This is a genomic window from Halomonas bluephagenesis, from assembly GCF_054790765.1.
The window spans coordinates 1,147,771-1,166,518 of sequence record NZ_CP133631.1 but is presented as its reverse complement, the minus strand read 5'-3'; the positions used below and the strand labels follow the sequence as shown (position 1 = coordinate 1,166,518).

The window sequence follows — 18,748 nt, the reverse complement described above, 5'->3', positions numbered from 1 at the left end:
AACTTAACGAGTGCCCTCGAGCACGGTTCCTAACTGCTGCAGGTAGGCCACCAGTGCGGTAATTTCCTGGGTGCCGCGAACCTCTTCTGTCGCAGTGGCGATATCGTCATCGTCATAGGGCACACCTAGTTGACGCAGGGCGCGCATTTTTGCCGGTGTTGATTCGCCATCCAGGGTGTTTTCAAACAACCAAGGATATGCAGGCATGACCGACTCGGGTACCACGTCACGGGGGTTATACATATGTGCGCGGTGCCAGTCATCGCTATAACGTCCGCCTACGCGAGCAAGGTCCGGTCCGGTGCGCTTAGAGCCCCACAGGAAGTTGTGCTCGTAAACCTGTTCGCCGGCTACGTTGTAGTGGCCATAGCGCTCGGTTTCTGCTCGGAACGGGCGAACCATCTGTGAGTGGCAGCCTACGCAGCCCTCACGGCGATAAATGTCACGTCCTTCCAACTCCAGTGCGGTGAGGGGCTGAAGACCCTCAACCGGCTCGGTCGTTTGCTTTTGAAAGAACAGTGGCACGACTTCGGCCAGGCCGCCAAAGCTGATCGCAACCAGGATCAACACGGCGAGCAGGCCAACGTTCTTTTCAACAATCTCGTGTTTCATTGGTCTCAACTTCCCCGGTTTAAGCGGCTTGTGGCGCGGAATAGCTACCAATCGTTTCGCGACGTTTGACAGTCATGTAAACGTTGTATGCCATGATCAGCATGCCTACGACCCAGAATAGGCCACCTATTAAGCGAACAAAGTAGCCTGGGCCGCTAGCTTCGACGGACTCCACGAAGGTATACATCAGCGTGCCGTCAGCGTTAATCGCGCGCCACATTAGGCCCTGCATAATGCCGTTGACCCACATAGCAGCGATATATAGCACCGTGCCGATAGTAGCTAACCAGAAGTGCACGGCAATCAAATTGACGGAGTGCATTTCAGTGCGCCCGAATAAGCGTGGGATTAGGTGGTACATTGAGCCGATGGTAATCATTGCTACCCAACCAAGTGCGCCCGAGTGTACGTGACCAATGGTCCAGTCGGTGTAGTGGGATAGCGCGTTAACTGTCTTAATTGCCATCATCGGCCCTTCGAAGGTCGACATGCCGTAAAACGAGAGTGCGACTACCAAGAAGCGAAGGGTAGGGTCGGTACGCAGCTTATGCCAGGCACCCGATAGCGTCATCATGCCGTTAATCATGCCGCCCCAAGATGGCGCAAGAAGAATAATAGACATGATCATACCCAGCGACTGTGCCCAGTTAGGCAGCGCTGTGTAATGCAGGTGGTGAGGACCTGCCCACATGTAGATCATAATCAACGCCCAGAAGTGGACGATTGAGAGACGATAGGAGTAAATCGGGCGTTCTGCCTGTTTTGGCACGAAGTAATACATCATGCCCAGGAAGCCTGCCGTTAGAAAGAATCCAACTGCGTTGTGGCCATACCACCACTGCACCATCGCATCTACCGCACCCGCATAAATCGACGTGGAGTACATTGGTGTCACGGGTATGGCAGCGTTATTAACGATGTGTAGTACGGCAACGGTTATGATAAATGCCGCAAAGAACCAGTTTGCTACATAAATATGAGACGTTGCGCGCCTTTTTATCGTCATCAAAAAGACAATGGCGTAGCTGATCCATACGACCGCAATCAAAATATTGATTGGCCATTCGAGCTCTGCGTACTCCTTGGTAGTGGTATAGCCGAGCGGCAATGACACTACAGCAGAGAGGATAACCGCTTGCCATCCCCAGAAGGTGAACGCTGCGAGCTTGTCAGAGAACAGACGAGTCTGACAGGTACGCTGTACGACATAGTAGGACGTCGCAAATAGCGCTGAGCCACCAAAGGCGAAGATAACGGCGTTAGTGTGTAACGGACGAAGACGCCCGAAGCTTGTCCAAGGTAAGCCGAGGTTCAGTTGCGGCCAAACTAGCTGGGAGGCAAGGATAACGCCGAGCGTCATACCTACAATGCCCCACACAACGGTCATGATCGCGAACTGCCGAACTACCTTGTAGTTGTAGGTCGGGTGTTCCAGTGCTGTGCTCATTTCATGTTCCCATCGAACGCGGTTAGGGGGTAACCCGTAGCATTTTGCATTAGCATTTTGCACGGGTGCGGCCACCCGCTTGATGATGCAGGTCAAGATCCGATATAGATTCTACCGCAGCCACGCCCTAAGCTGAACACGCCAATAGAAGTAACATTGAATTATTAGGAGTTAATCGTGTCGTATTACGCTGATTCTGGTTTTGTCGATATACACCCAGAAGCTTTGAGCGATGCGTTAGCTACTCCCGCTGTGCAGCGGTTTATGGTGGCTGGGCACGGCCCGCTCTCAATCGTGGGACTGCCTAAGGTTGGTCGAGTAATGCTCGCTCATGGCGCGGGGGCGGGTCATTGCTCTGCGTTTATGCGGCAATTTGCCGCGATGCTGGCAGCCCAAGGTGTACAGGTGCTGGCAATTGATTTCCCTTATATGCAGCAAATTAACGAGCAGGGTAAACGCCGTCCGCCGCCCCCAATTAAGCAAACGGTGGCTAATTTTGCCTCATGGTACGCGCTACTTGCACCTTTAAGCGATCAGCCCTTATGGGTTGGCGGTAAATCAATGGGTGGGCGTGTTGCGACTTTGTTCGCCAGTGAAATGTTAGGTTATAAAATGCTACGTTATAACGTGCATTGCCACGGTGTTATTGTCGCTGGCTATCCCTTCCATACCCCTAGAAAGCCAGATAAAACCCGCTTGGAGCACTTTCCCGCTATTAATTGCCCTGTGCAGATTCTGCAAGGTGAACGAGACCCCTTTGGCAACGTAGACGAGGTTTCAGGTTACATCCTGCCTGATAATATTAACGTTTCTTGGCTTGCTGATGGGGATCATGACTTTAAACCCAGACGTGTTTCTGGGTTAAGTCAGCAGGTTTTGATTGACGAAGCGGCCATACTTGCGGCATCCTTCGTCCGCGCTCACCAAGCAGGTGCAGCAGGATACGAGTAGCAAAAGGCAATGCGCTGGTTTAAATCGGAAATTTAAACGCACTGTATTGACATCTTCCTAAGCTCCTGTAGAATGCAGCGCCACGTGACCAGCGGGTGGTTAGCTCAGTTGGGAGAGCACCAGCCTTACAAGCTGGGGGTCACTGGTTCGAACCCAGTACCACCCACCATTTATTTGGTTGTTTTGAAACGTAAAGCAGTATGTGAAATAGTAGCAATTGATGCATTAAGTGGACCGGTAGTTCAGTTGGTTAGAATGCCGGCCTGTCACGCCGGAGGTCGCGAGTTCGAGTCTCGTCCGGTCCGCCATCATCAATTTTACTGTGTAGTATAAGTTATCGCTATTCGGACCGGTAGTTCAGTCGGTTAGAATGCCGGCCTGTCACGCCGGAGGTCGCGAGTTCGAGTCTCGTCCGGTCCGCCACGATAGCTTGTGTAGTTGTACCCATTGTAAAGCATACAGCTTTCGATGCCCGGGTGGTTAGCTCAGTTGGGAGAGCACCAGCCTTACAAGCTGGGGGTCACTGGTTCGAACCCAGTACCACCCACCATTTAGCTTGATGTTTTGAAGCGCCTCTGAACCGTTTCTAAATAGCTAGTTTTATGGTTAGAAAGAAGTGACTTAAAGTGGACCGGTAGTTCAGTCGGTTAGAATGCCGGCCTGTCACGCCGGAGGTCGCGAGTTCGAGTCTCGTCCGGTCCGCCATTTAAGCACTTATCGGCTTTTCAATTTAGTCGAACGAATTCTAAAAAAGCCCAGATCATTGATCTGGGCTTTTTCTATTGCGTGTAATTTAGTATCTCAAACGTATTGCGTGCAGCCATTAAGCTGCACGCTAGCGTCAGGCAATAGCGCTTACACCTGCTTTAGCAATCTGTACATCCTGGTCGGGTTTTACGCCTGAGATGCCGACAGCGCCGACGACGTTGCCATCTACAATGATGGGAACGCCACCTGATAGCAGGCCCTGTAGCGGAGCAGACAAAAATGCAGTGCGGCCACCGTTAATCATCTCTTCAAAAACTTGTGTCTCTTTACGGCCCAACGCTGCGCTGCGGGCTTTTTGTGTAGCGACATCTGCACTGAAAGGTGCAGCATTATCTAAGCGGCGCAGAGCGAGCAAGTGCCCTCCATCATCGGTGACGGCAATGGTAACTGGCCATCCGTTGTTATCGGCTTCTTTTTGAGCAGCATCTAGTACCTGAATGACATCGGTCTGGCCGAGAACAGCTTTGGTTTGCATCAAACGTTCCTTTTTATCAAGGGGAGAAAAGAGCCGCGCTCGTGTTTGCTTGTAAAAGCTTGTTAGCGCGGCAAAGTGAATTAGTGTTTATACCAGGGCAGCATCAACCACTTCCACCCAGTGTCGTACCGGGGTGCGATTGGCGCTAGCAAGGTGGGTTTGGCAGCCAATATTGGCAGTGACGATAACCTCTGGGTTGCTGGCTTCTAGCGCGTTGAGCTTATTGTCGCGCAGTTGGGTGGCAAGCTCCGGCTGAGTGACCGAGTAGGTGCCTGCGGAGCCACAGCATAGATGCGCATCTTTTACCGGCGTTAGCGCAAACCCGAGCTTGCTTAGCACGCCTTCAACCGCGCCATTAAGCTTCTGGGCATGCTGCAGTGTGCAAGGGCAGTGAAACGCGAGGCGTTGATGCTCTTTCAGCTGCAGCTTCTCAACTGGCTCATCGCGCAGTATTTCGACAATATCTTTTGCCAGTGCGCTGACTTTTTGCGCTTTCTCGGCATAGGCTGGGGCGTCTTTGAGCATGTCGCCATACTCTTTGACAAACGCGCCGCAGCCGCTGGCCGTTTGAACAATGGCTTCAGCACCCTGTTCTATCTGTGGCCACCATGCATCGATATTGGCACGCATGCGAGTACGGCCATCGTCCTGGGCATTAAGGTGGAAATCGATGGCACCGCAGCAGCCTGCTTCACTGATCGGGGTCACACTAATGCCGAGTCGATCTAGCAGTCGAGCCGTCGCTGCATTGGTATTTGGCGAAAGGCCAGGTTGAACGCAACCTTCTAATATTAGCACTTTGCGTGTGTGACGTTGGTTATCAGGACGTTGGCCTGCGTCTACTGGCGCCGGTGGCATCTTACTGCGTAGCTTGCCAGGCACCAGGGGCTTGAAGGGTTGCCCTAAGGTTAGAAGTGCTTTGAAGCGCTTAGGGTCTACCAGCATTTTACGCAGCGCATAGCGTTGGGCGCGCTCAGCCATGGGTCGAGGAACCCGGCGATCGATTTCTGCGCGACCGATATCCAAAAGTTTGTGGTACTCCACACCCGAAGGGCAGGTGGTTTCACAATTGCGGCAGGTTAAGCAGCGGTCTAAATGTAGGCGTGTCTCTTCGGTGACCTGATCATCGTCATCGCGGCTTTCCAGTAGCTCTTTCATTAAATAGATGCGCCCGCGAGGCCCATCTCGTTCATCGCCTAGTAGTTGATAGGTCGGGCAGGTGGCATTACAAAAGCCGCAGTGTACGCAAGTGCGCAGAATGCGCTCGGCCTCCTGAATATGCGGTTTTTGGCGATCAGCATCGGTAAAGTGCGTCTGCATGTCAGCTCTCCTGATTAAAACGCCGCATAAAGACGGCCTGGGTTGAAAATGCCGTAGGCATCCAACTCGGCCTTCAGGTTGCGATGATACTTTTCGACCACGGGGTTGAGTGGGGTGAAAGGCGATTCTGCTCCGCCTTGGGCATGGGGGGTAAAGCAGGTGGCATGACCACCTGCTTGCTGGCAAACCGTGCGCAGCGTATCAGCAGCCACGTTGGTTTTTATCCATCGCTGGCTGCCGCCCCAATCATAAAAAATATCGCTTTGAGGAATATCCAAGGCTAGCGGCGGCGTATTGGGGGGGAATGACAAGCGCCACAGTACTTGCCCTTCGTTCAAGCTGAAGAAAGCGTGCTGATGGTCGCGCAATTGCTGCCAAAAATCGCCAGGAAGTGACTCACCACCCAGGCGTTCTTTGGTCGCATTAACTGAACTTGCGCCACCTTCCAAACGAATAAATAGCTCGCCTGAGTGCCATCCGGCGGCGGTAATGGGCAGTGGCTGTCGCCCTAGTTCGGCGAGCTTACCCAATGCATCTTCAAGATCCATGCTTAGGCGAAGGCTGTGGCTGGCGGTGGGAATGGGAAGTACTTTAAATGAGATATCAGCGAGCACACCTAGCGTCCCCTGAGCGCCTGCCATCAAGCGTGAGAGGTCGTATCCGGCGACGTTTTTCATAACTTCACCGCCAAAACGCAATAGCTTGCCTTCTTGGGTGATCACACGGGTGCCTAAGACAAAGTCTCTCGCTGCGCCAGCCCATGGACGGCGTGGGCCGGACATGCCGGTGGCGACGGCACCGCCAATGGTGCTGGCATCGCTGAACGCTGGTGGCTCAAAGGCCAGCATTTGATTTTTTTCGGCTAGAGCTGCGTTGAGTGCGCTTAACCGCGTACCGGCACGGACAGTAACCACAAGTTCTACCGGGTCATAAGAGACAATACCGCTATGTGCCGCCATGTTGAGGGCGTTGCCTTCTACCGGCCGTCCGTAAAAAGCGCGAGTATCGCCACCTACTATGCGCAGTGGCGTGCGGTCGGTATAGGCGCTGCGCACCTGTTCGCACAGGTCGTCAGCGATATCTCGATCGGCAGCATGTATCGCTAGTTCAGTCATGGTGATTCCTAATAATTATGCTTCCTAGTGGTCAGTCGGCTAGGAGTGGCATCAGAAGCGTGGTAGTTCCGGATGCGGTAGTTCGTTGTTGTGCACATGCATGGCACCAAACTCAGCACAGCGCGCCAGGGTAGGAATATTTTTCCCTGGGTTGAGTAAGCGCTGTGGATCAAAGGCGGCTTTCAATGCATGGAATACCGTTAGCTCATCGGATTGAAACTGACTGCACATCTGATTGATTTTTTCGCGGCCGACGCCGTGTTCGCCAGTAATAGAGCCGCCTGCCGCCACGCATAGCTCCAGGATTTTTCCACCGACGTCTTCTGCCAGGGCCAACTGGCCCTCTTTATTGGCATCAAACAAAATCAGCGGGTGCATATTGCCGTCACCGGCGTGGAAAACGTTGGCAATCGCCAATCCACTCTCTTCCGATAGGGCGGCAATACCTTTAAGGACGCGTGGGAGTTCGCGGCGAGGAATCGTGCCATCCATGCAGTAGTAATCAGGCGACATGCGGCCCACAGCGGGGAAAGCGTTTTTTCGCCCTGCCCAAAACTTGGCGCGCTCAGCCTCATCGCGAGCTTGCTGAATATCGGTCGCCCCTGCTTTTTCTAAGACTCGGCGAACGGTTTGGCAGTCATCGTCCACATCGGCTTCAACACCATCTAATTCGCACAGAAGAATGGCTTCTGCCTCAACGGGGTAACCAGCCTTGATGAAATCTTCTGCAGCCTTGATGGCCAGCTTATCCATCATTTCTAATCCGCCAGGAATGATCCCCGCGGCAATAATGTCGCCAACAGCACGGCCCGCTTTCTCTACGTCATCAAAGCTGGCCATGAGTACCTTGGCGGTTTCGGGTTTGGGCAGCAGCTTTACGGTAATTTCAGTGACCACACCCAACATGCCTTCAGAGCCATTCATCAAGGCGAGGAGGTCAAAGCCCGGTGCATCCAGTGCTTCGGAACCTAGTGTCATGCGCTCGCCTTCAATCGTCATGACATCAACGCGCATTACGTTATGAACAGTGAGGCCATACTTGAGGCAATGCACGCCTCCCGCGTTTTCCGCCACGTTACCGCCAATAGAGCATGCAATCTGTGACGATGGGTCGGGCGCATAATAGAGCCCATAAGGAGCAGCAGCTTCAGAAATAGCTAAGTTGCGCACGCCTGGCTGTACCCGTGCAATACGAGCATCCGGGTCAACGTTAATGATGGTGTTGAAGCGTGACATCACTAGCAGGACGCCGCGTTCAAGGGGTAAAGCCCCCCCTGAAAGTCCCGTACCTGCACCGCGAGTAACGACCGGAACGCCCAATGCATGGCAGCGCTTTAAAAGGCCTTCTACCTGCTCCAGAGTCTCTGGTAATGCAACCAGCATGGGCAGGATGCGATAAGCGGCAAGGCCATCGCATTCAAAAGGGTGTAAATCCTCTTCACGGTGAAGCAGTGTTAAGGACGGCACAGCGTTCTGCAGATCTTCCAATACGTCTGCTTTATCGCGGTGAATGAATTCGCCGTCGAGGCGTTCATCGAAAAGAATGTTCATGTTAGCTCCTGTGGATGAGGAGGGCAGAAAGTATCTAATCACTTTATGGAAAAGCTTTCCATAAATAATAAGGCGGCACTGGAAAACTTTTGCATACTGTGAAAAGGCTAATCACGCGTTGATATCGCTTAGCTTACTGAGCAGTAGAACGTTTCTGATGGGTTGCTGGGTAGCCCAAAGGCTACCCAGCGTAGATGGCTCAATGTTGATTAACGATTTCCTGTCACATCAGAGGATCGGTAATGCCAATTACATAAAAAGCAATGAGCGCGATGATTCCAGTAAAGATCAGATAGTAGATTGTGGGAATAATTGTTTTACGAATCGTTGTACCTTCGCGGCCCAGTAGGCCAACCGTTGCTGATGCGGCGACGACGTTGTGAATCGCAATCATGTTACCCGCCGCTGCACCAACGGCTTTCAGAGCTACCATCATCGCCGTAGACAACCCAAGTGTTTCGGCAACGCTAAACTGGAATTCCGCTAGCATTAGGTTAGAAACGGTATTTGAACCGGCAATAAAGGCACCCATCGCCCCGACCGCAGGTGCAAAGAAGGGATAAATACCGCCCACACTGTTAGCTACCGCTTGGGCCATCATGACGGGCATTGACACAAGGTCCGCACCATTCACGCCAGAGTTAATCAGGATGCGCACCATCGGAACGGTGAAGATCAAGACAAAGCCAGCACCGAAGATGGTTTTAGTAGATTCAGACACGGCAGCGCTGATTTTCTGTGGGTTCATGCGGTGCAAGAAGTAGGTGACGATGACTACCGCGATAATAATGCCGCCAGGCAAATAAAGTGGCTGGACGCCACCGCTAACACCGGCCTCGCCTAAAATGTTGTTCCAGCTCAGGTTGACGGAGGTCAACGCGTCTTTCAGCGGTTCCACGATGCGTGAAGCAACCAAGAATACGGCGAGTAAAACGTAAGGAATCCAGCCCTTGAAAGTTGACATTGGCGCTTTGCCAGCGACGTCATCCAGCTTGATTTGCAGGTTGCCGATCCACTCGTCTGGCCATGAAGTTGATTCAGGGAAGTCCCAAGTATCTTTCGGCAGCAAGAAGCCTTTGCGAGCAGCGGGTACAACAATCGCTAAGCCCACCATGGCGCCAATCATAGACGGGAATTCTGGGCCTAAGAAAACGCCGACCAGCATGTAAGGCACGACGAACGAAATGCCAGTAAAGATCGCAAAGGGCGCAATGGATAGACCTTCTTTCCAGGAGCGGTTAGCACCGAAGAAACGCACCATGATCAATACCAGGATCAAAGGCATCAAAATGCCTACGATGCCGTGCGTGATGGCCACAGAGCTAGTGACTTGCTGGAAAAACACGTCCCACGTAGAGCCGTTGGCTTCCAACTGAGCAGTAATACCTGCGCGATCAAGCCCGCTACCCACACCAACAACAACCGGCGTGCCGACGGCACCAAAAGAAACCGGTGTGGACTGGATCATCATGCCGACAACAACCGCTGCCAGCGCAGGGAAGCCAAGCGCTACCATCAGTGGTGCAGCCACGGCGGCTGGTGTACCAAATCCTGAAGCACCTTCGATGAAGCAGCCAAACAACCAGGCAACAATCAGCGCCTGAACGCGACGGTCAGGGCTAATGCCTGAAAAACCGTTACGAATCGCAGTGATGCCGCCAGAATGCTTAAGCGTATTCAGCAGCAAGATAGCGCCAAAGATAATCCAAAGAAGGCCTGCTGTTTGAATCAGCCCTTGAATGGTAGACGCGGCAACGCGACTAAACGACATATCCCAAGCGGTCAGACCAATAATGGCTGCCGTCAGGAAAACAATCGGCATCGCTATTTTTGCGGGTATTTTAAAACCAATGAGCAAAATACCGGCAAGCAACAGCGGCAGAAATGCCAGAAGTGCAAGTGTAGTTTCATTCATGTTAGGAATGGCCCCTTGTTATTGATTTGGTGTACTCGGCAGATGCCAGCGTTCGTGGCAATGCTGGTCGGGTCAATGCGAAAGATACGGTTAGGTAGAAAAAATGGCTATATTGGATAATTGGTCTTACCAATTATGGGTGGTTGTAGGTGTAGGTCATGAGCCACTTTTTTAAATTTAACGATTTGTTTTTATTTGTTTTTAAATTTCCTCAATGCAGGATGTCTGCCAGCAAGCTATTAGACTAATAGACAGTACAGTTTCCATCCAAGAGAGCAGTACAGGGGCAAACGAGAGAAGATAAAATTTCTCGCCCATTCAGGTCATGCGATTGCTCCAGGATAATGTCCGTCGCTAGTGAATCTCGCCCCTTGCGTCCTTGTTGGCTTTCGCCCCTTGTTGTTAGCGGATAATTGGTTCTAACCACGTTTCTTAACAATAAGGAGGCCGTCACGGTGGCAATAATCCTTTATGACTTATGCGGACGCGATGAACGCTTACGCTTTTCTCCCTATTGCTGGCGCGTTCGTATGGCACTGGCACACAAAGGTCTGGAATATACGACGGTTCCTTGGCGTTTTCGTGATAAAGAGGCACTTGCCTTTGCTAACTACGACAAAGTGCCGGTGTTAACCGATGGTGACACTGTTGTCACTGATAGCTTCGACATCATGCGCTACTTAGATAAGGCTTACTCTGCCAATCCAGTATTGGGAGAGGGGGTAAGCTATCAGCGTGTCCAATTTTTTAAGCTCTATGTTGAGCGTAGCGTTACCCCGGCACTTTTTCGAACGGTCGCACTAGATTTATTAGCGGCCATCCATCCTGATGATCGCGCCTACTTCCGAGAGACTCGCGAAGCCCGTTTTGGTATGCGATTGGAAGAGGTCAATAACCCAGAGCAGGGCCGAGCACAGCTGAAACAGCTGTTGGCCCCTGTGCGTGATCAGCTTCGGATTAGCCCATTTTTGGATGGAGAAGCACCTAGCGGAGCAGATTACCTACTATTTGGCAGCATGATGTGGGCATATACCGTGTCACTTGAGCGATTAGTTGACGCTAATGATCCGGTTGATGAGTGGTTTAAGCGTATGCTGGAGGTGCACGACGCAGTCGCGGGTAAGGCCGTCACTATTCGTGATCTATAATGTGTCAGGCGGCAGCGTTGCCGCCTGTATCAATCGTACGCACTAGTAAAGCCACACAAGCGGCTTATGCCGTATGTGTGAGAGGAGATGGCAATGATTGACCTGTATTACTGGACAACTCCCAATGGCCACAAAATCTCCATCATGCTTGAAGAAGCTAAGCTTCTTTATCGGGTAAAACCTATCAATATAGGGCGTGGTGAGCAGTTTGATCCCGAATTCTTAACCATTGCGCCGAATAATCGCATTCCTGCCATTGTTGATCATGCGCCTCAAGACGGCGGCCAGCCCCTGGCACTGTTTGAGTCAGGTGCTATTTTAGAATACTTGGCCGATAAGTGCGGACAGTTTCTGCCTTCCGAGGGTCGTGAGCGCTATGTCGTGCTGCAATGGCTTCATTGGCAAATGGGCGGGTTAGGTCCCATGGCGGGCCAGAACCATCATTTTTGCCAGTACGCGCCGCAGAAAATTGAATACGCTATCGGACGTTACGTTCGCGAGACGCATCGCTTGTATAGTGTGCTAGATCAACGCCTATCCCAGCAGCATTACGTGGGCGGCGATCGTTACTCCATTGCAGATATGGCGATTTATCCATGGGTTGTGCCATGGGAGAAGCAGCGCCAAACGCTAGAAGAGTTTCCTGACTTAGAACGATGGTTTGATGAAATAGCGCAACGCCCTGCTGTCCGAAAAGCTTATTCTTTGATCGAAGATGTCAACCCGCAGGCGGGGGGCGAAATGGATGAGCATGCACGTAAATACTTGTTTGGCAATCGCTAAGTAGTCACTGGTTGGTTGATGGGGTTGTTGTTGTCGGTGGCTAGTCGCAATGTTATGAAAAAATCATGTTGCGCTGCACAAAAAGCACTGCTAGCTTTGTTGTTAGTAAAGGCAACCGCCTGATCATCGACCGCTCATCGATGCGTGTCGAATCGCTAGCTCACTTAAGGAGATTATGTGATGAACAAGGCCGCAGAGAAATCCACCCAGCAGTTTGAGTCTGTCTTTGTATCGCCAATGCGTTCTTATACCTTGGCAGCGCTTGACTACTATCAGCAGGTTGTTAGCGCGCAAATGGATGCAGCACGTGCTTACTCAGATATGACTATTGCCCAGGCACGTACATGGTTAGACGTGAAAGATGCCGACAGCTTCAAAAAAGCCATGGAAAGTCAGCAAAAAACAGCGTCTGACCTAATGGAGCGCATGAAAGGAGACTCTGAAAAAGTCACCTCTATTAGCCAAAACTTTATGCAAGAGAGTCAGAAAATGGCGGAAGAGACCACTAAAAAAGCAGTGGAAACTGCTAAGCAATAAACGCTATTAATTGATAGATAAAATGCCGCACCGTCATCATCAGGTGCGGCATTTTTTTGTTTACACGCATCTGAAAGCGTTGTGGAGCGCTATCTCGCCAGGTACAAAAAAGAGTGGCTGTATGCGGTAAGTGGCTTTTCGCGGTGATGTGCCAATTACGGCAGCTGCTGCTCAGCCCGTACGTTTAGCCTAAAGCGGGCGATACGGATAATCTCCTTAATGGCCGTTTCACGCTCTTCAGCTAAACCATTGTGTAAGCGTACTTCAAACGCTGCCAAGATGGCGTGGCGATCAAGTCCCTTTACGGCAATGACGAAGGGGAAGCCAAATTTTTCTTTGTAAGCGGCATTAAGTTTTTCGAAGCGGGCAAACTCTTCAGGCGTACACTGATCTAACCCAGCGCCTGCTTGTTCGCGGGTAGAGTCTTGAGTCAGCTCGCCCGACATCGCCGCTTTGCCTGCTAAGTCAGGGTGAGCCTGTATAACAGCGATTTGCTGTTCAGGTGTTGCCCGCTGCAGCATAAGTCCCATTAGATCAGCTAGCGCGTCCGGTGCGTCATGCACATCGCTTAACCCTTCCTTCCAGGCAGCTTCTGCCACCCAGGGAGAGTGTTCGTACACATCGCCGTAATGTTGAGTAAATGTTTCCAAGCTGCATGTGCTAGGGGCGGGCGAAAGCGTGAGTGATGTTGAGGTAGACACTAAATCTCTCCAGTGTGTTTAATAATGGAAATACTGTATACAATAAATAGCATCAACGGTACTCTTTGACCAATAGGTTAAGTCGAACAACTATGATCAACAACCGTGATTATTAAGGAGTTGCTATGGGACGGTTAACTACTCACGTACTCGATACCGCCAAAGGACAGCCCGGTCAGGGGATCACTATTGACGTGTTTCGTTTGGCAGGGAACACGCGCGAACACTTGTGCAGTGTCATCACCAACAGTGATGGTCGTTGTGATGCGCCTATTTTGGAAGGTGATGCCCTAACGGTAGGCGAGTATGAGCTGGTTTTCCATGCAGGTGACTATTTACGCGCCCAAGGCATTGCTTCCCAAGAGCCGCGCTTTCTAGACGTAATTCCTTTACGTTTTGGCGTTGCGGATGCCAGCCAGCATTACCATGTGCCGCTGCTGCTATCTCCTTACAGCTACTCCACCTACCGCGGTAGCTGAGAGGGTCTGTTATGCAAGCTTATATTATTGATTTTGTTAATTTACTGCTTCGCTGGTTGCACGTTATCGCGGCTATTGCCTGGATCGGTGAGTCGATCTATTTTGTCATGCTGGATAACGGCTTAAGAACGCCGAAAGCAGCCGAAGATCGTGAAAAGGGCGTATTTGGAGAGATGTGGGCCGTGCATGGCGGCGGTTTCTACCATAACCAAAAGTATGCCACCGCGCCTGCCAAGCTGCCGAATGACCTTCACTGGTCGTTCTGGAAAGCCTATACGACGTGGCTTTCGGGTTTTGCCCTGTTCGTTATTCTTTATATGGCAAACCCAGGCTTCTATCTAGTTAACCCCAACAGTAACTGGGCGTGGGCAGCCAGTATGACAGGCTGGAAAGCCAATCTTCTTGCGTTGGCTTTCTTGCTCGGTGGTTGGGTGGTCTACAACGAGCTATGTAAACGCATAAGCCCTAACATGAACCGTGATGGTCTTCTCAGCGTTGCAGTTGCGGTGATGATGATCGTGGTTGCTTATTTAAGCACCCAGATGTTTACCGGGCGTGCCGCTTTCTTATTAACAGGGGCTGTGATGGCCACTGCCATGTCGGCCAACGTGTTCTTTTGGATTATTCCCGGCCAACGCCGCATGGTGAAAGCCATGAAGGCAGGCGAGACGCCTAACCCATTAGATGGCAAGCGGGGCAAGCAACGTTCGGTGCACAACACCTACTTTACGTTGCCGGTAGTGCTGTTGATGGTGAGTAACCACTACTCTTTCATCTACTCCCACGAGCTTTCCTGGGTAGTGATGGTGCTGTTTATTTTTGCCGGAGCCCTTATTAGGCAATTCTTTGTATTAATGCATGCAGGAAAAACGCAGCCTGCCTATCCTGCCGTTGGGATAGGGCTTATTCTATTAGCATTCTGGGTGGCAGCACCTAGCTCCAATGCTGGTAATGCAAGCGCCGCGGGCGTGCCCAGCCAAGCTCAAATTTCGGGGTTAATTGATCAGCATTGTACTCAATGCCATGCTCGTAACCCTGAACATGCTGGTTTTTCAGCGCCGCCCGCAGGCTTCGCATTTGATACTTGGGATGAAATCCTGGGCCATCAGGCGCAAATCCAGCAAGTCGTCGCGAGTCGGTATATGCCACTTGGCAATATCACCAACATGAGTGATGAAGAGCGCGATATCATTGCCGCGTGGGAGGAGTGATTAAAGTCGCAGACAGGAGACCCTATGAGTGATGCGCAGGCGGCGTTAAAGCAAAGACCCTCGGAAAAAGAAGGCGAGGAGCGTCACGAGTCAATCTATCGTGCGGTTAGCGACGCCATTGTAGAGCAGCGGCTAAAGCCGGGTGCTCGGCTGCGCGAAGACGCCTTGTCTGATGTCTTTGGCATCAGCCGTACCGGCATTCGTAAAATCTTGCAGCGCTTAGCGTTAGAGCAATTAGTGACGCTCACGCCACGTCGTGGAGCCAGCGTGACACGGCCTACTGCCGAAGAGGCTAAGGATGTGTTCGACGCACGCCAGATGATTGAGTGTGGACTAATGCCTGACGTGGCAAGGCGGATCGGAGAGAAAAAAGCCGCTGAACTGCGTGAGATGGCTCGCCAAGAACGTCAGGCGTTGCGCAATGGCCAGCAGAGCATCGCCATCCGTTTGTCTGCGGATTTTCATGTGCGCCTTGCCCAGCTTTCGGGTAACGCAACGCTGGCCGAGTTTGTTGAGCGGTTGTGTTCACGGTCATCATTGATTTTGGCGGTTTACGGTCATCGCGGCCACTTAGGCTGTGAATCCCACGATCACGATGATTTGATCGGCTACCTGGAGGCGGGTAACGGCGAGCGAGCGAAAGCGTTTATGAGCCGCCATCTCAAAGCGATTGAAGCCTCACTTTCAATGGTTGAAGAAGAAGAGAATGTGCCAGACTTGCAGCAGATTTTTGGTGGTTAAGTCTATTCAGTGGTGAAAATAGGCAGTGAAAAAGCCCAGACCTGAAGGCCTGGGCTTTTTTGTGAAGGTAGGTAGTAAATGCTGTTTGAGTGTTTATACCGCAGGAGCGGGCGCAGTCTTAAACTGGCGCATTAAGCCAAAGTAGAATAGCCCTCCTAACCCCGCGCCAAGCAGCCAGCCATAACCGCCAAGGCTTTCGAACGCGGGCACGACGACCGTAGAAAGCGAGAACAGCGCTGCACCGCTGAAGGCAATCAGTGCGCGGGTATTCCAGCCTTTTACGTAATAGTAGGCGCTACTGGGAGCGGAGGAGAACAACTCTTGCATATTGAGCTCCTGGCGCTTAATGAGATAGTAGTCCACCACGATAATACCGTAGAACGGCGCAACGATTGCACCCAGGGTATTCACAAAGCCAGGCACGCCGATTTGGCTAATCACTGAGATCCACAGCGCGCCCACAAAGAAGGCAATCACTGCGGTAATCAGGCCTCCCATTTTAAAACTGATTTTGCTGGGAAACAGGTTGGCAAGGTCGTAAGCCGGGGGGATGAAGTTAGCCACCAGGTTAATGCCTACCGTCGCGGCAAAGAACGTGAGTGCGGCCACAATGGTCAATGGCAGAGAGTCAACGCGTTCAACAATATCAGCGGGGGTGGTCAGTGCATCCCCAAACAGCACCAATGTTCCGGCAGTGATGATCAGCGCAATAAATGAGAAAAACGCGACGTTCAGTGGCAGGCCGAGCAAGTTGCCAAGCTTCATTTGGCGCTCTGTTTTCACAAAACGGGTGAAATCACCAAAGTTAATCACTACCGCCGCAAAATAGGCCACCATGGTGCCAACAATCGCCAGGAACGCGCCAAGGCTGCTGCCACTGTACTCACCGCTGCCGCTAAAAATAGTGCTCACTGCGGGAAGTAGTTCGCTGCCTGCCTGGAACCACACAATGATCATGAGTACGACCATCACTAGGTAAACCAGCGGGCCTGCCCAGTTTAGAAAGTGCTTGATGCGCTCAATGCCTTGCCAGAAAATGGCGATTTGAAATAACCAGACGATAATGAACGACACCCAGGCAACGCCTGATAGGCCTAGAAAAGTGCTGCCATTGCCTGCCCCCAAAAGTGCCGTGATGAGCAGCGCCACAGCCGTCGATGCAAAGTAGGTCTGTACGCCATACCAAAAAATGCCAACGATGGCGCGTAACATCGCTGGCAAGTTAGCCCCTCGCACTCCCATGCTGGCGCGAACCATAACAGGAAAAGGGATGCCGTATTTGACGCTTGGTTTACCGGTCAGGTTAACCAAAAACATAACAATGACGCCGGCCAGAATGATCGCGGTCATGACCGCCCAGCCATTCAGTCCATAGGACAGGAACAGTGACGCCGCTAGGGTGTAGCCAAACAGGCTTTGAATATCGTTCGACCACACGTTGAAGATTTCAAACGCTCCCCAGTTACGGTCTTGGGGTTTTAAGGGCGCAAGATCTTCATTGTAAAGGGTGGGGTCAATGTGCTGTATGTCGAGCTCACTGTCAGACGGTTTATTCATCATCAATGCTCTCTTGTCGAAATGTGTGCCTGCCACACATAGTGGGCAGGCAGGTACAAGGCATATTTACTGAGTGAAACGCTGGCAGGCAGACCAATGTTTCATCAGTAGGTAGTAGGTCAGCCCTGCGGGTATCAGGCTTGCGTACCAAGAGATTGAAGAGAATGTCAGCGCGGCAATAATGCCCACCACTGTAGCAATTAAGGCGGCAATGTTGAGCCCCTGATAAGGGCCGGAAGGGTCGTAAAGCTTGCTGATATCTAACGTGCGGCGGCGGATGATGTAGTAATCCACAACGAGAATGGCAAAGATAGGACCAAGGAACGCCGAATACGTTTGTACGAAGAGTTGTAGGCCAGCAGCCGACTCAGGCTGAACAAGCTTCCAAGGGAAGGTGGCAAATGCCAGTAACCCAACAATAATAGTAGCGACCGGAAATTTAAGTTTGAATACGTCCATCAATATGTAGGTGGGTGGCACCACGTTGTTAAGCACGTTGGTGGTTACCTGCGCAAAAGCGATGAATAGCAGCGTGGTCATTAGTAGTGGCGTGTTGTCCACGGCGTTCGCAAATACTTGGATGGGGTCTGCTGTGCCCGTTGCCTCTGACACCATGTAGCCAATCAAGCCCATAAACAGCGTACACGGCAAAATCGACATGGCGTAAATGGTGGTTAACAGGCTCTGTTTGGTACCTTTCTTATGCTCTCGTGAATAGTCACTGACATTGAGCATCATGGTGCTGTAGATGCCCAGGAACAGCATGGTGGCACTCCAGAACGGCAAGCCCCAAGAGCCTTCCATGGTCAAAATGCTGGCCGACAGTTCATCGCCGTAGCGTTGTACTGTGGCGTAAAACATATACATCAGCGAAAGCAAAATAAAGACGCTGCCGATATTCTCAAGCCATTTAATGCCCTGAAAGCCCAGCACCGACAAACCAATCTGCAGAAATTGGAAGGTAATAAAGTAGAAAATTAAATTATCGAAGCCGAACAACGTGGCAGACACCATATTCAGTGCACCTGCGCCAATCCAGCTTTGAAAGCCATACCACACTACCGCAGGCACAGCCCTTACAAGACCAGGAATACGGGTGCCGGTAAAGCCGAAGGCACTACGTGCCTGCACCATAAAAGGAATGCCATATTTGTAGCCAGCTGCACCGTTAATCGCTAGTGCAATGCCGATTACAAAGCAGCCAATCGCAATAGCTAGTGTGGCTTGCAGTAGGTTTAAGGTGCCCACCACGCTTGAACCCATGGCGAAGGTGCCAATTGAGACACACCCACCAAACCAGGCTAAAAAGTAGGAGGTTCGCCCCATAATTCGCGTGCTTTGCGGTGCTAAGCTTTCAGCGCCTGGTGCTTTGCTGTCTGTTGCGACGTTCGCATCAGACGATTCTTCTGACGTAAGAATCGGGTTGGAGTTGCTCAT

The 18,748-nt window shown here is 51.6% G+C and carries 17 protein-coding genes and 5 tRNA genes; 12 read left to right on the top strand and 10 right to left on the bottom strand.

Annotation, left to right across the window (positions count from 1 at the left end; all coding sequences use genetic code 11):
- Positions 1 to 3: 3 nt before the first annotated feature.
- A complete protein-coding gene (ccoO, locus tag REH51_RS05280) occupies positions 4 to 612 on the bottom strand; it encodes a cytochrome-c oxidase, cbb3-type subunit II (protein ID WP_009721304.1) in 609 nt (202 codons plus the stop codon).
- A gap of 19 nt (positions 613 to 631) precedes the next feature.
- Positions 632 to 2,059 (bottom strand): cytochrome-c oxidase, cbb3-type subunit I, encoded by a 1,428-nt coding sequence (gene ccoN / locus REH51_RS05275; RefSeq protein ID WP_009721305.1) that lies wholly within the window; start codon positions 2,057 to 2,059, stop codon positions 632 to 634.
- Between the two features lie 177 nt (positions 2,060 to 2,236).
- On the opposite strand from ccoN, the gene REH51_RS05270 reads away from it, so the two are divergent.
- The 6 genes from REH51_RS05270 (at position 2,237) to REH51_RS05245 (ending at position 3,715) form a co-directional block, all read left to right on the top strand.
- Positions 2,237 to 3,010, top strand: a complete 774-nt coding sequence (locus REH51_RS05270; protein ID WP_009721306.1) for an alpha/beta fold hydrolase — start codon at positions 2,237 to 2,239, stop codon at positions 3,008 to 3,010.
- Between the two features lie 93 nt (positions 3,011 to 3,103).
- Positions 3,104 to 3,179, top strand: a tRNA-Val gene (locus REH51_RS05265).
- A 62-nt stretch (positions 3,180 to 3,241) separates the two neighbouring features.
- Positions 3,242 to 3,318: transfer RNA gene (locus REH51_RS05260), tRNA-Asp, on the top strand.
- Between the two features lie 38 nt (positions 3,319 to 3,356).
- Positions 3,357 to 3,433 (top strand) — tRNA-Asp (locus REH51_RS05255).
- 51 nt (positions 3,434 to 3,484) lie between these two features.
- Positions 3,485 to 3,560, top strand: a tRNA-Val gene (locus tag REH51_RS05250).
- 78 nt (positions 3,561 to 3,638) lie between these two features.
- Positions 3,639 to 3,715, top strand: a tRNA-Asp gene (locus REH51_RS05245).
- A 136-nt stretch (positions 3,716 to 3,851) separates the two neighbouring features.
- On the opposite strand, the gene REH51_RS05240 is transcribed toward REH51_RS05245, so the two are convergent.
- From REH51_RS05240 to REH51_RS05220, 5 genes are all read right to left on the bottom strand, one after another.
- Positions 3,852 to 4,253, bottom strand: coding sequence for a GlcG/HbpS family heme-binding protein (locus tag REH51_RS05240; protein ID WP_009721307.1), 402 nt, complete (start codon positions 4,251 to 4,253; stop codon positions 3,852 to 3,854).
- A gap of 87 nt (positions 4,254 to 4,340) precedes the next feature.
- On the bottom strand, positions 4,341 to 5,573 hold the full coding sequence (gene glcF, locus REH51_RS05235) for a glycolate oxidase subunit GlcF (protein ID WP_498937076.1): 1,233 nt from the start codon (positions 5,571 to 5,573) through the stop codon (positions 4,341 to 4,343).
- Between the two features lie 14 nt (positions 5,574 to 5,587).
- Entirely contained in the window at positions 5,588 to 6,688 is a 1,101-nt protein-coding gene (gene glcE / locus REH51_RS05230; RefSeq protein ID WP_498937075.1) for a glycolate oxidase subunit GlcE, read from the bottom strand.
- 51 nt (positions 6,689 to 6,739) lie between these two features.
- Positions 6,740 to 8,239: a glycolate oxidase subunit GlcD gene (gene glcD, locus REH51_RS05225; RefSeq protein ID WP_009721310.1), complete on the bottom strand. Its 1,500-nt coding sequence runs from the start codon at positions 8,237 to 8,239 to the stop codon at positions 6,740 to 6,742.
- Between the two features lie 223 nt (positions 8,240 to 8,462).
- On the bottom strand, positions 8,463 to 10,154 hold the full coding sequence (locus REH51_RS05220; protein WP_498937073.1) for an L-lactate permease: 1,692 nt from the start codon (positions 10,152 to 10,154) through the stop codon (positions 8,463 to 8,465).
- A 455-nt stretch (positions 10,155 to 10,609) separates the two neighbouring features.
- Between REH51_RS05220 and REH51_RS05215 the strand changes: the two genes are divergently transcribed.
- From REH51_RS05215 to REH51_RS05205, 3 genes are all read left to right on the top strand, one after another.
- Positions 10,610 to 11,302, top strand: a complete 693-nt coding sequence (locus REH51_RS05215; protein WP_009721312.1) for a glutathione S-transferase family protein — start codon at positions 10,610 to 10,612, stop codon at positions 11,300 to 11,302.
- 93 nt (positions 11,303 to 11,395) lie between these two features.
- Positions 11,396 to 12,085: a glutathione binding-like protein gene (locus tag REH51_RS05210; RefSeq protein WP_009721313.1), complete on the top strand. Its 690-nt coding sequence runs from the start codon at positions 11,396 to 11,398 to the stop codon at positions 12,083 to 12,085.
- Positions 12,086 to 12,265: 180 nt separating this feature from the next.
- Complete coding sequence (locus REH51_RS05205) at positions 12,266 to 12,622, top strand: phasin family protein (RefSeq protein ID WP_009721314.1); 357 nt, start codon at positions 12,266 to 12,268, stop codon at positions 12,620 to 12,622.
- A gap of 155 nt (positions 12,623 to 12,777) precedes the next feature.
- Here the strand turns inward: REH51_RS05205 and uraD are convergent, their stop codons facing one another.
- The gene (uraD, locus tag REH51_RS05200; RefSeq protein ID WP_009721315.1) at positions 12,778 to 13,323 is read right to left on the bottom strand and encodes a 2-oxo-4-hydroxy-4-carboxy-5-ureidoimidazoline decarboxylase; all 546 of its coding nucleotides are present in this window, start codon (positions 13,321 to 13,323) and stop codon (positions 12,778 to 12,780) included.
- A 125-nt stretch (positions 13,324 to 13,448) separates the two neighbouring features.
- Between uraD and uraH the strand changes: the two genes are divergently transcribed.
- From uraH to REH51_RS05185, 3 genes are read left to right on the top strand one after another with little or no spacing between them, the layout of a single operon-like run.
- The gene (gene uraH / locus REH51_RS05195; RefSeq protein ID WP_009721316.1) at positions 13,449 to 13,802 is read left to right on the top strand and encodes a hydroxyisourate hydrolase; all 354 of its coding nucleotides are present in this window, start codon (positions 13,449 to 13,451) and stop codon (positions 13,800 to 13,802) included.
- A gap of 11 nt (positions 13,803 to 13,813) precedes the next feature.
- A complete protein-coding gene (locus REH51_RS05190) occupies positions 13,814 to 15,013 on the top strand; it encodes a urate hydroxylase PuuD (RefSeq protein WP_498937071.1) in 1,200 nt (399 codons plus the stop codon).
- A gap of 24 nt (positions 15,014 to 15,037) precedes the next feature.
- Complete coding sequence (locus REH51_RS05185; protein WP_498937069.1) at positions 15,038 to 15,754, top strand: GntR family transcriptional regulator; 717 nt, start codon at positions 15,038 to 15,040, stop codon at positions 15,752 to 15,754.
- 93 nt (positions 15,755 to 15,847) lie between these two features.
- Here the strand turns inward: REH51_RS05185 and REH51_RS05180 are convergent, their stop codons facing one another.
- Positions 15,848 to 17,314, bottom strand: coding sequence for an NCS1 family nucleobase:cation symporter-1 (locus REH51_RS05180; protein ID WP_498937067.1), 1,467 nt, complete (start codon positions 17,312 to 17,314; stop codon positions 15,848 to 15,850).
- Between the two features lie 63 nt (positions 17,315 to 17,377).
- Positions 17,378 to 18,748: an NCS1 family transporter gene (locus REH51_RS05175; protein ID WP_009721320.1), complete on the bottom strand. Its 1,371-nt coding sequence runs from the start codon at positions 18,746 to 18,748 to the stop codon at positions 17,378 to 17,380.

Coding starts and splice junctions, on each gene's coding strand:
- REH51_RS05220 (WP_498937073.1), bottom strand. CDS start 10,154: ATGAATGAAACTACACTTGCACTTCTGGCATTTCTGCCGCTGTTGCTT.
- glcF (WP_498937076.1), bottom strand. CDS start 5,573: ATGCAGACGCACTTTACCGATGCTGATCGCCAAAAACCGCATATTCAG.
- REH51_RS05180 (WP_498937067.1), bottom strand. CDS start 17,314: ATGATGAATAAACCGTCTGACAGTGAGCTCGACATACAGCACATTGAC.
- REH51_RS05205 (WP_009721314.1), top strand. CDS start 12,266: ATGAACAAGGCCGCAGAGAAATCCACCCAGCAGTTTGAGTCTGTCTTT.
- uraH (WP_009721316.1), top strand. CDS start 13,449: ATGGGACGGTTAACTACTCACGTACTCGATACCGCCAAAGGACAGCCC.
- glcD (WP_009721310.1), bottom strand. CDS start 8,239: ATGAACATTCTTTTCGATGAACGCCTCGACGGCGAATTCATTCACCGC.
- REH51_RS05210 (WP_009721313.1), top strand. CDS start 11,396: ATGATTGACCTGTATTACTGGACAACTCCCAATGGCCACAAAATCTCC.
- ccoO (WP_009721304.1), bottom strand. CDS start 612: ATGAAACACGAGATTGTTGAAAAGAACGTTGGCCTGCTCGCCGTGTTG.
- ccoN (WP_009721305.1), bottom strand. CDS start 2,059: ATGAGCACAGCACTGGAACACCCGACCTACAACTACAAGGTAGTTCGG.
- REH51_RS05175 (WP_009721320.1), bottom strand. CDS start 18,748: ATGAGCAACTCCAACCCGATTCTTACGTCAGAAGAATCGTCTGATGCG.
- REH51_RS05240 (WP_009721307.1), bottom strand. CDS start 4,253: ATGCAAACCAAAGCTGTTCTCGGCCAGACCGATGTCATTCAGGTACTA.
- REH51_RS05185 (WP_498937069.1), top strand. CDS start 15,038: ATGAGTGATGCGCAGGCGGCGTTAAAGCAAAGACCCTCGGAAAAAGAA.
- glcE (WP_498937075.1), bottom strand. CDS start 6,688: ATGACTGAACTAGCGATACATGCTGCCGATCGAGATATCGCTGACGAC.
- REH51_RS05190 (WP_498937071.1), top strand. CDS start 13,814: ATGCAAGCTTATATTATTGATTTTGTTAATTTACTGCTTCGCTGGTTG.